Raw genomic sequence first — 15,854 nt, forward strand, 5'->3', positions numbered from 1 at the left:
ACAGCGAATTTAGCTTATAATTAGAACTATCTATAAGAGCGCCGATTCTTCACGGGATGGACGGTAGATTTAGGGAGGATTAACTTGAAATGTTAAGCAAGGATATTGGAATAGATCTCGGCACGGCAAATGTGCTCATTCATGTGAAAGGACGCGGCGTTGTGCTCGATGAGCCATCTGTAGTAGCGATTGAAAGCGATACGAAACGCGTGCTTGCTGTAGGAGAAGAAGCTTTCCGCATGGTGGGTAGAACTCCAGGCAATATTATCGCGATTCGTCCATTGAAAGATGGGGTTATTGCGGACTTCGATATTACGGAAATGATGTTAAAGCATTTCATTGCAAAAGTAGGGGGCAAGAACTGGTATTCGCATCCGCGTATCTTGATCTGCGCCCCTACCAACATCACCTCGGTTGAGCAGAAAGCGATCCGCGAAGCGGCTGAGCGCAGCGGTGCCCGAGAGGTATTCATGGAAGAAGAACCGAAAGCAGCGGCAATTGGCGCCGGTATGGACATTTTCCAACCTAGCGGCAACATGGTTGTGGATATTGGCGGAGGGACGACGGATGTGGCCGTGTTATCCATGGGCGACATCGTCACCTCCTCTTCCATCAAAATCGCTGGCGACAAGTTCGATATTGCAATCACGAAGTATATCAAAAATAAGTACAAGCTGCTGATTGGTGAGCGGACGAGCGAAGATATTAAGTTGAAAATCGGAACGGTATATCCACATGGCAGAGATCAAGAGATGGATATTCGCGGTAGAGATATGGTATCCGGATTGCCGCTTACGATTACGATTCACTCCAGTGAGGTCCAGGAAGCCCTATGGGATCCGGTTTCATCGATCGTAACGGCTGCGAAAAGCGTTTTGGAGCGTACGCCACCTGAACTTTCCGCAGACATTATTGACCGTGGCGTTATCCTGACAGGCGGCGGAGCTTTGCTGCACGGCCTGGATCAGTTGTTAGCAGACGAGCTGAAGGTTCCGGTATTAATTGCGGAAGATCCGATGTCTTGCGTAGTTAAAGGAACTGGGATCATGCTCGATAACCTAGATAAAGTTTCCAAGCGTAAATTTAACTAGACAAGTTTATCCAAGAGGTGAAGAGATGCTAAGAGGACTGTATACCGCGGCGGCAGGAATGATCTCCGAGCAGCGCAGACACGATACCATTACGAACAATATTGCTAATATTAATTCCCCGGGTTTTAAACAAGGTAATGCCTTGTCGCGTTCGTTCCCGGAGATGCTTATTTCTACAATTCGCGGTGGACAAGGCGCCTCAACGGCACCGCTTGGGAAGATGAGTCTTGGTGTGTTTTCAGAGGAGAATATCTCCATCCACGCACAAGGCGACCTGCAGGAAACGCAAAATCCTTTTGATTTTGCCCTCGTGTCGAACATCCAAGTGCCTGGCATGGCATTCGACGCTTCGGGGAAATACGTGAATGCGGACGGGGAGCGCACGTTCCAGCCGCAGGCATTATTCACCGTGATGAATGCGAACGGAGAACGCCGGTATTCCTTGAATGGTAAGTTCACCGTCGATCCGACAGGACAACTCGTGAACGCCAATGGCAATCAGGTGTTGGGTCGCGATGGACAACCCTTGCTGCTTGTAGATGGAGCGGGCCAGCCCATTCGTTCCTTTAAAGTAACAGACAAAGGGGAGTTCCTTGACGGGAACGGCCAACCGCTGTTGAATCAGGCTGGACAACCTGTAGGATTGATGCTTTCGCGTGCAGAGGATCCGAATCTTCTGCTGCGTGAAGGGAACGGTTTGCTGCGGATTAATCCAGGCGACGAAGCAACGGTTACACAGGTTGCCGTTGGTGATCAGGTCGAAGTTCGCCAAGGTTTTATCGAGCGCTCTAACGTGGATTCTGCGCAGTCTATGGTCGATATGATGTCGGCACTCCGCGCCTATGAAGCCAATCAGAAAGTCATTCAATCTTATGATAAAAGTATGGACAAGGCAGCGAACGAAGTCGGACGCGTCTAATCTAGCTTGCGAAGGAGCCACACATGAACAATTCCATGATTAACTCATCGGTATCCATGCACAGCTTACAGCAGAAGCTGGATATCTTGTCCAATAACATAGCGAACCTCAATACGACAGGTTTTAAGAAAAAGGATGCCTCCTTTGAGGATGTTCTGACCAATGTGAAGTCGCAGCCGGAAGGATTCCGTCAGCAGGGCAGATTCTCTCCCCTTGGTTTCAACCAAGGATGGGGATCAAAGTTGGTGCAAATCCAAACCAACCTTGCGCAAGGACCTATTCAGTCTACAGGCGGTATTACGGATTTTGCGATTCAGGGAGACGGATTGTTTGAAGTGTCCGTCAGCAAGGTTGATGGAAACGGAAACCAAGTGTTTCAACCTGCATGGACGCGTAATGGGTCTTTCAATTTGACGCCTGATGCCAATGGCGATACGGTGCTTACCACCAAAGAGGGTCATTTTGTTACAGGAACAGACGGTAATCCTATTCGTATACCTGCTGGCTTCAGACCCGTTGTTCAACCAAATGGCATTATCAATGGATACAGTGAGCAGGACCCGAGTGCTGAGCCGCTTAACCTTGGACAGATCAAGCTGGTTCGCGTTGTGCGCCCGCAGTTGCTCCAAGATGTTGGAGATAACCTATACGCACTTCCTGCGGGAATTACGGATGCCGAGAAGGCGAACATTTTGCAAAATGTGGATCCGGGGCTGGATACAACCAATAATCGGGTTACATTAATGCAGGGGTTTTTGGAGCAATCCAATGTGACGCTTTCCGACGAAATGACGGATCTTGTGATGGTGCAAAGAGCGCTTCAACTCAATTCCCGGGCGATTACATCTGCCGATCAGATGATGAATATCGCGAATAATTTGCGCGCCTGATCGTAGAAAGGGAGGGATAGGGCTCGATGTCTGACAAGCCTAACAAGCCTACTCCAAAGAAGAAAAAGGCACCAAGGCCGAAATGGCTAAACATCATATGGCTTATTTTCAAAATCATACGTATTCCTGTTCTTTGCTTGCTAGCCGTTTATATCGGACTATGGGTCGGATATTCCAAGCTGGGCCATCAGCCATCAGCGGAGATCTTCCATATGAGCACTTGGCGGCATTTATACGATTTGGTATTTGCGAATTAATTCAAACTCCCTTATTGGGAGTTTTATTTTTGTGTTAGCAAATGTATAATGAATGAAGGCTAATCGTCAGATACCAGATAAAAGGCGCAGGAGGGGTACTTTGAATATTCCGAACATGCTCACCATTAGCAGGTTTGTTCTTATCCCTGTGTACCTCATCATTTTTTTCAGCGGCCATATCCAGATAGCCTTTCTGATCTTGCTGGCAGCAGGGCTTACAGATATCTTAGACGGTTATATTGCCAGAACTCGAGGTTTGGTAACACCTGTTGGTGTTATGCTGGACCCCCTTGCGGATAAGTGCATGATGATTGCAGTCATTCTCTCTCTGCTTATTACAGGGATGATACCATGGCAGGCGGCGGCAGCGATTTTTATACGTGATCTGGGCATGATCATGGGTTCTGCTTTCGTCCACTTCAGGGGGAAATTAACCGTTCCCGCCAATGTGATGGGGAAATTAACGACAGTACTTTACTATCTCGCCATTCTCTTCATTGTTTTTCATTTAGATTTCGCCATTACGTACTTGTGGTTCGTGATCGGGATATCCTTCTTAACTTCCTTCATTTATATTTTTCAATTCTTGCTTTTAAACCGGAGGGCCAAAGCGAAATAGACAATTACGTAAAAAGAGCCTATGCGAGGGCTGTGCACACACCTCCTTACATAAGCTCCCCCTATATGAACCTTCACTTCTGCAGTTAATGAAGGGACACCAGTATTGTAAGTGATTACCTTGTATTTTATACAAGAAATTGAAAGGAGCATTACCCGTTATGCTAGATATTAACCAGATTCAAGAAATTATTCCACATCGCCCTCCTTTTCTGCTCGTTGACCGCATTTTGGAAGTAGAGCAAGGCGTGAAAGCGGTAGGGATTAAGAATGTTACCATCAATGAACCTTTCTTTGCAGGCCATTTCCCAGGTTATCCGGTTATGCCGGGTGTGCTGATTATTGAAGCTTTGGCACAAGTGGGCGCTGTAGCTGTCCTTTCCATGCCTGAGTATAAAGGTAAAATTGGTTTATTTGCGGGTGCAGATGGCATTCGTTGGCGTCAACAAGTGGTGCCTGGCGATACACTGACATTAGAAATGACGATTACACGTGTTAAAGGAACAATTGTCAAAGGCCAAGCTGTGGCAAAAGTAGGCGAGAAAGTGGTAGTCGAAGGTGAACTTATGTTCGCCCTTGCTAATAAATAACCCCATAGATAAAAAGGAGATGAACCTGACTACTATGACGCGCGTACAAACAGAGTATCAATTATGGCTGAACGATCCAGCAGTGGATGCAGAAACGAAAAAGGAACTGCTTGCAATTCGGGAAGACGAGAAAGAAATTGAGGATCGCTTTTACAAAGATCTCGAATTCGGTACAGGCGGGCTTCGTGGCGTTATTGGCGCCGGAACGAACCGCATCAATGTCTACACCGTTGGTCGTGCAAGCCAAGGTCTTGCACAATATGTGAATAGCACAGGCGTACAAAGCCCTTCTATTGTACTGGCTTACGATTCACGTCATATGTCGCCGGAGTTCGCTTTAGAAGCTGCCCTGGTTTTTGCAGGAAATGGCGTTAAGGCCTATCTATTCAAAACTTTACATGCTACACCACAGCTGTCTTTTGCCGTGAGATACTTAGGCGCGACAGCAGGCGTTGTCGTGACAGCAAGTCATAATCCACCTGAATATAATGGATATAAAGTATATGGCGCAGACGGTGGACAACTCGTACCTCAGTTTGCGGAGCAAGTGATCGCCGAAGTTCAGAGCATTGACTCTTTTGATAAAGTGAAGAAGCTTAGTCAAGAGGAAGCAGAAGCACAAGGTCTTCTTACATGGCTTGGCGAAGATGTCGATCAAGCATACATAAAGGCAGTAACCGCGATTAGCCAGAATCCGGATGTGATTAAGGAAATTAGCGATGATTTCCGTGTCATCTTCACGCCGCTCCATGGTGCGGGGAATGTGCCAGTCAGAGCCGTATTGCAAACTCTGGGTTTTGGACAAGTCCGTGTTGTTGCTGAACAAGAGCTGCCGGATGCACAGTTCTCAACCGTGAAGTCTCCGAATCCGGAAGAACGCGAAGCTTTTACACTCGCTATCGCACAAGCTAAAGAATGGAATGCTGATATTATTATTGGGACAGATCCGGATGCTGACCGTATGGGTGCGGTAGTGAAGGATCAGAACGGGGAGTACTTTGTTCTTACAGGCAACCAGTCGGGAGCCATTATCGTTAATTATTTATTATCGAGCTTGAAAGAGCGTGGAACACTTCCTGCTAACGGTGTAGTTGTCAAAACGATCGTAACGAGCGAGATGGGCGCAGTAATAGCAGATCATTATGGAATTCCAACGTTAAATACGTTAACTGGTTTTAAATATATTGGGGAAAAAATGACCCAGTTCGAGCAAACGGGCGAGCATACTTTCCTTTTTGGCTACGAAGAGAGCTATGGTTATTTGGCTGGCGACTACGCGCGCGATAAAGATGCTGTCATCGCAGCTATGCTTATCGCAGAAGCGGCAGCTTATTATAAGAAGCAAGGCAAGACATTATATGAAGTCTTGCAAGAGCTGTACGAATCCTTTGGTTACTTTTTGGAAAAACTGGAGTCAAGGACGCTCAAAGGGAAAGACGGCGTAGAACAAATTGGACGTATGGTAGAAGCGTGGAGAACTAACCCTCCAACAGAGATTGCCGGTACGCCGGTTACGGCTATGGAAGATTACGCCAAAGGCGTAAATGGACTTCCTCTTGAGAACGTGCTGAAATTCAAACTGGAGGACGGTTCCTGGTTCTGTTTGCGTCCATCGGGTACTGAACCTAAAATTAAGTTCTATTTTGCGGTAAAAGGATCTTCAGGCGCAGAAGCTGCAGAACAGTTGGATCGCATCATTCAATATGTACTTAGCCGTGTAGACGGATAATGAAATAGGATTAATTGAACCTCTTCAGAACCTAAGTCAGGGATAGGTCGTCTAATGAATAGATGGAATAAATCCGTATTCATTGGGCCTATTTCCTCGAGTTTAGGAGCTGAAGGGGTTTTCGAATGTATATAGGACTAGAAAGTAAATGCTCTAAGGAGTGGACAATTGGTGAATTGGTATAAAACGTGGAATAACCCGCTCAAAAATGTATTATGGTGGCTTGTCATTATCGGCATGTTAGGCTCGCTTCCGCTAGCTTATACGCGTCACCTTACGGAAACTTCGACAAAGAACGTCGAGTTCGTTTTTGACTATCGTGACTTATTGGATATTTCGGATTTGCAAACAAACCCGCAGAGCTTCATCGCGCAGCAGCTGAAGAATATGAAGGCCGCTGGCATTGGATCAATGGCCGTGTATGAAAGCACGCTAGGCGAGTTCAAAGAAAGCCGTCATATTGAGATGTATAACTCGAGGGACGCCGCCGCGCTTACGCAAACTTTTGGTGATCCTAATGAGAACTTCACCTATGTGTTGTTCAAGGACAGTGCAACCCAGCAAAAGCTGGAGCCATTAATTCAGAAAACATTTGCTGACCTGAACGTTGGCATTAAACCTTGGAGCTTCAAAAACCGTAACGGGCTCATCATTCAAATGAGCATGGACGATGCTTCAATCAAGGGAATGGATCCTGACCCGATTACGCTGCAAATGCTAAAGGATCAAGGTTTCCAAATTGTAGTGCGCCTATCTAATCGCCGACCTTTCGTTACGAATGAGATGGATAAGTTCCTGAAGCAGCTGCATGATATGGGCGTGAAAAGAATCATTGTCGATGGCAACGAAGTTCCAGGTTATACGGAAGAAGATACCGAAGTTAACCTTAATAAAATGGCGGATCTGCTGAACAAGTATGGCATTGGTTTAGCCGCTATTGAATTACTGAAAGAGCCTCAAAAGGGTTTCAACACGTTAGCGAAACAGACGAACTATAATGTTGTCCGGCTGCATTCTTTCACGGAGAAAGATGGAGAGAAACTCATGGAGCCGCTGAAAAAGGCCGAGCTGGAGGACCGCATTCAAGGCGTTGCGGATCGCTTCGTGCTTGCGGTGAAAGATCGCAACATTCGTATGGTTTTCTTAAACGCTAAGCCGCTTAAGAGCCTTGATAAAGGGAAGTTAGTAGACCCTCTTTCCGCATTTTACGAGAGCTTGCAAGGCAAAGACGGGGCGATTCCGCGCATTGAGAAAGCCGGTTTTACGCTTGGGTTAGCTCAGACATTTGATGTACACACAACAGGATGGCAAAAAGTCGCCAGTGTCTTTATGTTGATTGGCGGTTTGAGCATCATCGTGCTTATGATTTCTTTCTTCATACCAGAAGCCACACTCGTACTTTTCGTGATTGGACTGCTCGGTTTGATTGGTTTGCATACCTTGTCGGCGAATTTATATGCACAAGGGCTTGCTTTGGGAGCAGCGATTTCCGCTCCGAGCATTGCCATAATGCTGGCAATTCGAACAGTTCGTTCGGGAGCAGCGGCGAAATGGAAGTCAGGTCTTGCATTTGCCTTGTGGACACTCATCAAAACATCGGCGATTTCACTCCTTGGTGTCGTTTATGAGGTTGCGCTCCTCAACCACATTACGTATTCGCTGGTTCTGCAGCAGTTCCGTGGAGTAGGTGCGCTGCATTTACTGCCTATCGCAATCGCTGGTGTGTATTTGCTCTTCTTTAGTGAGAATAATACCTATAACGATAAAATCATGCATGTTCGCCGTATCCTTACCTCTTTTATTAGTGTGTTATGGATCGTTGTTGCCGGGATTGGTCTGGCTGCTGTCTTCTATTACTTGTCTCGCACAGGTAACGAAGGACAAGCCTCGACGGTGGAAAAATTATTCCGTTCGTTCTTGGAGAACACACTTGGCGTACGACCACGTACGAAAGAGTTCTTAGTAGCTCACCCTATTTTCATTCTCGGTGCCTACTTATCTATACGATATAGACATGCTGTTTACTTGATTTTCATTGGTGTAATAGGGCAGCTTTCCATTGTAGATACATTCGCACATCTGCATACACCGCTTCATATTTCTCTTATCCGTATTTCCTACGGTATCGTATTTGGCGCTATCATCGGCCTCGTTCTGATTGCAGCTTGGGAAATCATCACAAGGAGTTGGAAACGATGGGTGCCAAAGTTGTCAAAATAGCGCTATCCGGCTATTACGGTTTCGATAATAGCGGGGATGAGGCTGTGCTTCAATCTATTTTGTTCGCTTTGGAGGAGCAAGGCAGAGAGCAGGGCATTCGTATTGAGCCGATTGTACTTTCCGCGAATCCGGAAAAGACGTCAGCAATGTACGGCGTCCAATCCTATCACCGTATGAAACCAGGACCACTTCTCAGCGCCCTGCGGGAAGCAGACGGTTTGATCAGCGGCGGTGGCAGCTTATTGCAGGATGCTACAAGCTCCAAGACGATTCCGTATTACTTAGCTGTTCTGAAAATCGCACAGTGGCTTGGGAAGCCTACGTTTATTTACTCTCAAGGCATCGGCCCGGTGAATCGCCGGATGTTTGACGGCTGGATCCGCGGCGTATTCAAACGCTGCGCCTACATCTCCGTCCGCGATACGGAGTCCGCGGCATTGCTGGCGACGATGCGCCTCCCGTGGGAGCGCATCGCTGTTGTGCCCGACCCGGTCATGGGCCTGCCGCTTCGCGGCGAGGCTGGTGTTAGCGGGTCGGCTGGCACGGGCGTGCGGACGGTGGGCGTGTCCGTCCGCTTCTGGAACGAGGACCGCTCAGAGCTGGAAGCTCTCTCGCGGTCCCTGGCAAAGCTGCTCGCCGCCGATCCTAACGTGCGGCTGCGGTTCTTGCCCTTCCACCTCCCTTCGGACGAGGTGGCCTCGCAGTTCGTGATCGACCGTTTGGGCGATCACGGGTCGCGGGTGGAGATGGTGCCGGGCATCGTCCATCCGCAGGATATGCTCGCGCAGGTCGCGGGCTGCGACCTGTTGATCGGGATGAGGCTGCATTCTTTGATTTATGCAGCCTCGCAGTATGTGCCTATGGTTGGCATCTCGTACGATCCGAAGATCGACCAGTTTCTCCATAGGCTTGGCATGAAAGCTGCCGCATCGACGTCTCGTTTCGATGCGGATGCACTGGCCCAGGAGGCTGGGGCTCTCCTGGATGGCCGAGAAGCTTGGGCGGCGTCCAAACGCGCCGCCATCGAGGAGCTTAAGGCGCAGGCGCAATTTCCTGCGAAAAGCATCGTTTCTTTTTTTAATAAATAAAAAAAATCAACCAAAACGTGAAAGCCAACGTCACATAAAGGAAGAGATATCTATGAGCTCAACATCGACAACGACCTCAGCTGGAGTTGTTTCTGCCCAAGCTATACCGAAAGTAAGCATATATGGGGTTCCCATCTCCAAGATGAGCATGAACCAAACAGTTGCCTACCTATCCAAGGCGATTGAACAAAGACAGCCTCATCAAATCATAACCGCCAACCCGATTATGGTGATGTCGGCGCTGGATGATCCCGCCTATATGAGCATGATGCAGCGCGCCGAGCTTATCGTTCCTGATGGAACAGGAGTAGTCTGGGCCGCCAATTATGTTGGAGAGCCTGTCGCAGAGCGGGTCCCAGGTTACGATTTGTTAAATGAGCTGATGAAGGTCGGAGAGTCGAAGGGCTGGAAAGTCTATCTGCTCGGTGCTTCTAATGAAGTGATTCAAGCGGCTGCTGACAAACTGCGCAAAAACTATCCAGGAATCAAGTTGGTTGGTGTGCGTGATGGCTATTTTCGTGATGAGCAGGATGCCGAAGTGATTCAATCCATTGTAGATGCCGCACCGGATCTTCTATTTGTAGGGAGAGCGGCAGCGAATCAGGAGCCGTGGATCGGCAAATACAAAGGGCAGCTCGGCGTTCCGGTTATGATGGGAGTCGGGGGAAGTTTTGATGTTCTTTCGGGCAAGCTAAAAAGAGCACCGGTTGTATTCCAAAAACTACGTCTTGAATGGTTCTACCGCCTGTTACAGGAGCCGTGGCGCTACAAAAGAATGTTATTACTCCCTAAATTCGCGATGAAAGTGATGCGTGACAAAGAGAAAGTCACAAAACCATGAAAATTTTTATGAAAATTGGCTGAAAACGGTCATTTCAGACAAATTTAGCAGTAGTATTTGTGGACAAATGGGAGTATAATTCTCTTCGGCGGATCACCTGCCACCCAAGACAAGAGGAGCTGTGAAGAAGACATGTATGGATTATACGCGATTGGGTTCATCGCCGCCTGCATTATTGCAGTGCTGCTGACACCCCTGGTCAAAAAGTTTGCCTTCTGGGTTGGAGCTGTAGATGCCCCCAACCATCGAAAAGTTCATACGCGAATTATGCCGCGTCTCGGAGGCCTAGCTATCTTCCTTGCCTTCGTCGGAGCTTATTTCGTCGTCTCTCCAGCGCTTGATGCCGTTAACTCCAATGCAGCGTTCGGTTTGCTGCTCGGCGGGTTAGTTATCGTCATCACAGGGGCTTTGGATGACCGTTTTCAACTATCCCCCAAATGGAAGCTTCTTGGGCAGCTCATTGCTGCTTGTATCGTCGTTTCTTTTGGCCTCAAAATCGATCTCGTTAACATTCCGTTCGGAGAAACGAACCTGCCTATCGGTTGGCTGAGTATCCCGATTACGATATTATGGATCGTTGGCGTATCCAATGCCATTAACCTGATTGATGGTCTTGACGGGCTGTCTGCGGGTGTATCTGGTATTGCTACCACTACGATTCTTATTTTAGCGCTTATGATGGGCAATGTAACAGTTATTCTGTTGGCTGTAATCTTACTAGGAAGTATCGTAGGATTCATGTTCTATAACTTCCATCCCGCCAAAATTTTTATGGGCGACTCAGGCGCCTTGTTCCTAGGCTTCGCACTTGCGACACTCTCGATCCTAGGTTTTAAACAAGCAGCCGTTGTATCGCTTCTAATCCCGATTATGATCCTAGGCGTACCGTTATCGGATACCTTCTTCGCGATTATGCGCCGTTATGTGAATAAATTGCCGATTTCGGCACCGGACAAAAGCCATCTTCATCACTGCTTGTTGCAACTTGGCTTCAGCCATCGTACAAGCGTACTGATTATTTACGGTATTGCTTCCGTATTCGGCGGTAGCGCGGTAATCTGCTCCGTCTTCATTTCCCAGGATTCCACTTGGGGTTTAATCATGATCATTGTTGCTCTATTCCTGGTGATGCTCGTCGGAGCAGAAGCGATCGGCATTATTAGTAAAAGCCGCAAACCGGTACTTAACTTCCTGCAAAGACTTGTAGGCAAGACCGTACAGAGCGACCGGATGGGCAAATAATCAGCACTTATAAAGGTTTTACTCAAATCCAACCCTCGGGTTGGATTTTTTTTCTATTTTGTGAACTTCCTTCTTTCTCTAAACAATTGAGAGGTTTTGACCGATAAGAAAGGTACAAGAACTTTTGGCGGTATGCCGCGTCAAATCATGTAGAATGATAGAAGGATTTGGGAGGGATTGTCGAAAGTAAGTTTGTCTAACCGACGGTTAGCAGCATTGCCATGTCGAATGAATGGAATTTAGAGGACATAAGGAGGAACTAGCTTTGAAGACCAAGCAAAGAAATAAGTGGATTAGCATTAGCCTCATGGTTGCTATGTTGTTGGCCTTGCTTCCGCCACTCGGGGCTTCGGCCGCACCTGTAATTAATATTACGAATTACTACGTACATACTGACCCTAATGATACTACCGTTGTTCAGGATCCTGAGAATTTCTATGATGCTTTGATTCCAAGGATTACGGCGAACCCAATTACGCTAAGTGCAGACATTGGGGGTATTTCGGATGATCAGATTACGAATGTTTTCTACGAAATCAAAAATATGACTACAGGTATTACGACACCAAACAAAACAAATCGTGCCATCAAAAACCCTAATAACAGCAACCAAATTACCTTTGAGAATATTCAGTTAACGGAAGGTTTAAATAAAATTGTTGTTAAATACGGAAGCACTTCAACGGTTGACTCTAAGCCTGCTTGGGTTTACTTTACACCGGTGTCTAATATCACAAATTTGAAAATCAATGATGTTGATTTCGCAGATGGTGGTATGTACCCAGCAACAGGTCCTTATACGAATCTTACAATTACAGGTAATTCTAATAATGCTTATCAAGTAGATGCTACGGTATCGGGAACTACATATGAAGCTACTAATTTTTCTGGCGGTATTTTTACATTCTTAACAAATACGGGAAGAGCTTCTGATCTCACCTTAACGCCAGGGGATAATCTAATCACTTTCGTTGCTAAGAACCCGACAAACTATTACACAACATCAAGAAACTTTATTTATAACAACGGTTTAGGTTTTGCTTATAATGGTAAAGTCCGTTTTAAAGAGGCAGCAACAGGGAACTCAGACCAAGCATTGGTCAATATCCCTAATTTGGTCAGTTCAACGGATAATAACATTGTTTTTACAGCAGATTTAAAGAACAGCAAAGGAAATATCACAGCAGGTAGTCCTGACTATTTGTTTGCGGATATTAGCGTTGCCGGAAGTGGGACAACACTTCGATATACATTCGCAACAGGTTTGACATCAACTCCTAATGGCGGTTTCCTGAATGTTAATCCTAATGTCCCTAGTGGAACAGCTCCAAGTTTGGTTAATCCATCGACCGTGACAGGTGGAACTGCTTATGACGTCCATCATATTGAAGCAAACCTACCCCTCAGCGGCACAGCGACTTCTCAGGAAATTGACGTCAGATTCGTTACTAGTCTGGGTGGAGAATACACAACTAGATATAATTTTAATTTCATTAACCCAACCTTGCCTTACATTGATTACACTGCGCAATATTTTGCTCCACCTATTGGAGTTGGCGCAGGTTATGAAGTTAAGCTTACTGAACAAGGAACGAATCAAATCAATGAATTTCCTGCCAAACTTAAATTCCATGTGAATGGGAATGCCGATAAAGTGAAAGTAACGATCCCTGGATTTGCAGGCAATGGTGATGTGAACGTCACTGCAGGCGTAGCGGAGATTGATCTTCATGATATACCGGATGGTGCTACCAAGCTGACATTGGTTCCGTGGAATGCGACAACGGGTTATAACCAAGCTGGTACCAAAGTGTATCAGTTGAATATTTCAAGTGCCCCTTATGTCATTGTGAACAGTCTTTATAATGGGAAAGTAGTTAGTAATCCGGCTCAAATCACTTGTGCGAGCGGTACGGCACCTTGTATTACAGGTAAAATTGTCAATCTGCCTGCATCAAGCTATGGCGATGTTGAATTAACAGTAAATGATACAAATATCAATATTGCTGGAGCAATTAACACGACTGATGGAACTTTCAATATCCCTGCTTCTGCATTGAATCCCCTTTTTGATGCAGATGGTAAGAAAACAATTAAATTCTCATTGTATTTAAAACCCGCAGGCGTAAAAGTGCTTGTTACACAAACGATTTATGAGATCTTCGTTTTAAGTGATTTTGCTCCACTAGTTGAGGAGCTAGCCCTTGATCCAGCTATCACGCCTTTTACACCTAGCTCAGTACCCGGGGCTTTCTTGACTACGTCTGATAAGCTGCAGCTCTCTGGTACAGTGTTAAACGCTCAATTAAATTCTGCTGATCCAAAATCAACAGCTATTTTATATGTAAGAAGTGTTCCTAATGGTTCTACTCTTACTGTTGGTACTACGCCGCTACTAGCGCAAATATCTCAAGTGACCAATCCACTGGATGGTAATCAAATTACGACCAAATTCAAATTATCGACTCCTTTAAGTTTGGATGCGTATGGAGATTATGTGTTAGAACTGGTGGCTAAGAACAAGACTGGCCGTACGACAAGCAAAATGATCACTATTACAAAACAGCCTGTTGACTATCTGCTTCTTCAACCAACGAATTTCGTTAAAAATGCAGATAAGATTGATCAGGCCAATGTAAATACAAATTTCCAAACTGTTGTGATTCAAGCTGATGGTGCAGACTCTATTGTTTACAATAAAACGGAAGCAAAGCTTACAGCTCCAGGAATCTTCCGTCTGGATGTACCGAATTTAAAAGCAGGGAAAAATACAGTTAGCTTTGAAGTTATTCGAGGCAGTGCTAAATCGAAAGGTACATTCATTCTTAATAATTTGAATACACCAATTGAAGGTGCGCAGTATCGTACGAATCTTACAGCAAAAATGAGCTTGTTCGATGGGGATCTTACATTAACTTTCCCGAAAGACACAAAGTTGATGAGAAATGACCGTACACAAACAGAACAATTCATCACATCTGATCGTAAATTAGTGTTTGGGATTGCCAATCAAGATGACGGGCGTGTAGATAAGGCTTCTGAGACTCAAGCCGGCATGCGCTTCCTTCAAGAGCCGACGGGTCGATTCAGAGCTGCCAGTAAATTGTTCTGGATTGATGGCGGGTCGATTGATAGTAGTGCAGCAAGTACAAATGCGACACTTAAAGACGCTTTACAAGGCAGTGGTAACCTACCGTCTCCATCGCTACCTGGACCTGGGGAGACAGCGTTTTACTCCCGTTACATTAAAAATCTAGTCATACCTACGGAACGTGGAACGCTAACGTTGAAATACGATGAAGAGATTCGTAATGACTCCTGGAAGTATCTCACTGTGTACCAATTCGGTACGTTCTTGGATCCAAGCGGAACCGGGAACCAATATGTAGGATGGAAGAATATTGGCGGCATTGTAGATGCTAAATCCCATACAATCAAAGTACCGGTTGATAATTTCGGCTATTTCCAAGTCATGTATATGGATAACAGCTTTAATGATGTAACGAATCATGACTGGGCTCGCGATTACCTGGATATTCTTTATTCCAAAGGGATTATGAACAACAAGACACCGGGACAGTTCTTGCCGAATGACGCTATTACTCGCGGTGAGTTTGTAACGATGTTGGTTAACATTTTTAATATCCCATTAGTAAATGAAGATACAACCTATCATACTAACGATCCGACCAACCCTAACTTCCAAGGTACATTCGCGGATGTGCGCAGAGGCCTTGGATTACCGAATAGCAGCAGTTTGTATGACTTCATGCATATTGAAGCCGGAGCACGGGCGGGTATCGTCAGAGGTAACTCTAACGGCTTGTTCCTTCCGACCAATTCTATTAGCCGTCAAGATGCCGCTGTTATGATCGAAAGAGCAGCAAACATGAAAACCAGCGCGGATTCAGTCAAATCACTTGCTAATCTTAAAAAGCAATTCACAGATGCAGGTGACATTGATACCTATGCACTCGCTTCTGTAGAAGCAGTTATTAAAGCAGGACTAATGGATGGCATTGAAAATGCGCCTGTTCAAGGACAGAAGAAGCCAACCTACAGCTTTGATCCAAAAGGCAATATGACCAGAGCGCAAGCTGCGGCGATTGCTAACCGTGTTCTTAAGCAACAGAAGAAAATTCCTTAAAACTTGAATTGAAGCGAACAAAGACTGCTCCGATATGATCGGATGCAGTCTTTTGCTTTTTTTAATGGTCGAAGAATCATTTCAGCTTATTTTAAGCTAACTTTTAGTTTAATTTCAGCTTCTCTACTTATTTAGTTCACAATTAACATGTAAATTGTAAATGTGAGTGATACATGCACAAACCGATAATTATTTATCTAGTAAATCGAGCCTACTGGAAAA

At 45.8% G+C, this 15,854-nt stretch carries 12 protein-coding genes; all 12 read left to right on the top strand.

Features of this window, described 5'->3' with window-relative positions:
- Positions 1–89 precede the first annotated feature (89 nt).
- The 12 genes from mreB to RQP52_RS31820 all read left to right on the top strand — a co-directional run bounded on the left by mreB (position 90) and on the right by RQP52_RS31820 (position 15,632).
- Positions 90–1,091 carry a rod shape-determining protein gene (gene mreB / locus RQP52_RS31765; protein ID WP_079417018.1) on the top strand — a complete coding sequence of 334 codons (1,002 nt, stop codon included), beginning with the start codon at positions 90–92 and terminating at the stop codon, positions 1,089–1,091.
- A gap of 25 nt (positions 1,092–1,116) precedes the next feature.
- Entirely contained in the window at positions 1,117–2,010 is an 894-nt protein-coding gene (locus RQP52_RS31770) for a flagellar hook-basal body protein (protein WP_315955550.1), read from the top strand.
- Between the two features lie 23 nt (positions 2,011–2,033).
- On the top strand, positions 2,034–2,900 hold the full coding sequence (locus tag RQP52_RS31775) for a flagellar hook-basal body protein (RefSeq protein WP_315955551.1): 867 nt from the start codon (positions 2,034–2,036) through the stop codon (positions 2,898–2,900).
- 26 nt (positions 2,901–2,926) lie between these two features.
- Positions 2,927–3,157, top strand: coding sequence for a DNA-directed RNA polymerase subunit beta (locus tag RQP52_RS31780; RefSeq protein ID WP_315955552.1), 231 nt, complete (start codon positions 2,927–2,929; stop codon positions 3,155–3,157).
- A 100-nt stretch (positions 3,158–3,257) separates the two neighbouring features.
- Positions 3,258–3,776, top strand: a complete 519-nt coding sequence (locus RQP52_RS31785; protein ID WP_315955553.1) for a CDP-alcohol phosphatidyltransferase family protein — start codon at positions 3,258–3,260, stop codon at positions 3,774–3,776.
- A gap of 160 nt (positions 3,777–3,936) precedes the next feature.
- The gene (gene fabZ, locus RQP52_RS31790; protein WP_127453383.1) at positions 3,937–4,365 is read left to right on the top strand and encodes a 3-hydroxyacyl-ACP dehydratase FabZ; all 429 of its coding nucleotides are present in this window, start codon (positions 3,937–3,939) and stop codon (positions 4,363–4,365) included.
- 34 nt (positions 4,366–4,399) lie between these two features.
- Positions 4,400–6,094 carry a phospho-sugar mutase gene (locus RQP52_RS31795; protein ID WP_315955554.1) on the top strand — a complete coding sequence of 565 codons (1,695 nt, stop codon included), beginning with the start codon at positions 4,400–4,402 and terminating at the stop codon, positions 6,092–6,094.
- A 171-nt stretch (positions 6,095–6,265) separates the two neighbouring features.
- Positions 6,266–8,314 carry a DUF5693 family protein gene (locus RQP52_RS31800; RefSeq protein WP_315955555.1) on the top strand — a complete coding sequence of 683 codons (2,049 nt, stop codon included), beginning with the start codon at positions 6,266–6,268 and terminating at the stop codon, positions 8,312–8,314.
- A complete protein-coding gene (csaB, locus tag RQP52_RS31805; RefSeq protein WP_315955556.1) occupies positions 8,290–9,402 on the top strand; it encodes a polysaccharide pyruvyl transferase CsaB in 1,113 nt (370 codons plus the stop codon). The genes RQP52_RS31800 and csaB overlap by 25 nt, the downstream gene beginning before the upstream one ends.
- A 52-nt stretch (positions 9,403–9,454) precedes the next feature.
- The gene (locus RQP52_RS31810; RefSeq protein ID WP_315955557.1) at positions 9,455–10,243 is read left to right on the top strand and encodes a WecB/TagA/CpsF family glycosyltransferase; all 789 of its coding nucleotides are present in this window, start codon (positions 9,455–9,457) and stop codon (positions 10,241–10,243) included.
- A 132-nt stretch (positions 10,244–10,375) separates the two neighbouring features.
- Positions 10,376–11,485, top strand: a complete 1,110-nt coding sequence (locus RQP52_RS31815) for a glycosyltransferase family 4 protein (protein WP_315955558.1) — start codon at positions 10,376–10,378, stop codon at positions 11,483–11,485.
- 265 nt (positions 11,486–11,750) lie between these two features.
- Positions 11,751–15,632, top strand: coding sequence for an S-layer homology domain-containing protein (locus tag RQP52_RS31820; RefSeq protein WP_315955559.1), 3,882 nt, complete (start codon positions 11,751–11,753; stop codon positions 15,630–15,632).
- Positions 15,633–15,854: the final 222 nt, after the last annotated feature.

It is taken from the genome of Paenibacillus violae, assembly GCF_032461945.1.
Classification (GTDB): domain Bacteria; phylum Bacillota; class Bacilli; order Paenibacillales; family NBRC-103111; genus Paenibacillus_E; species Paenibacillus_E violae.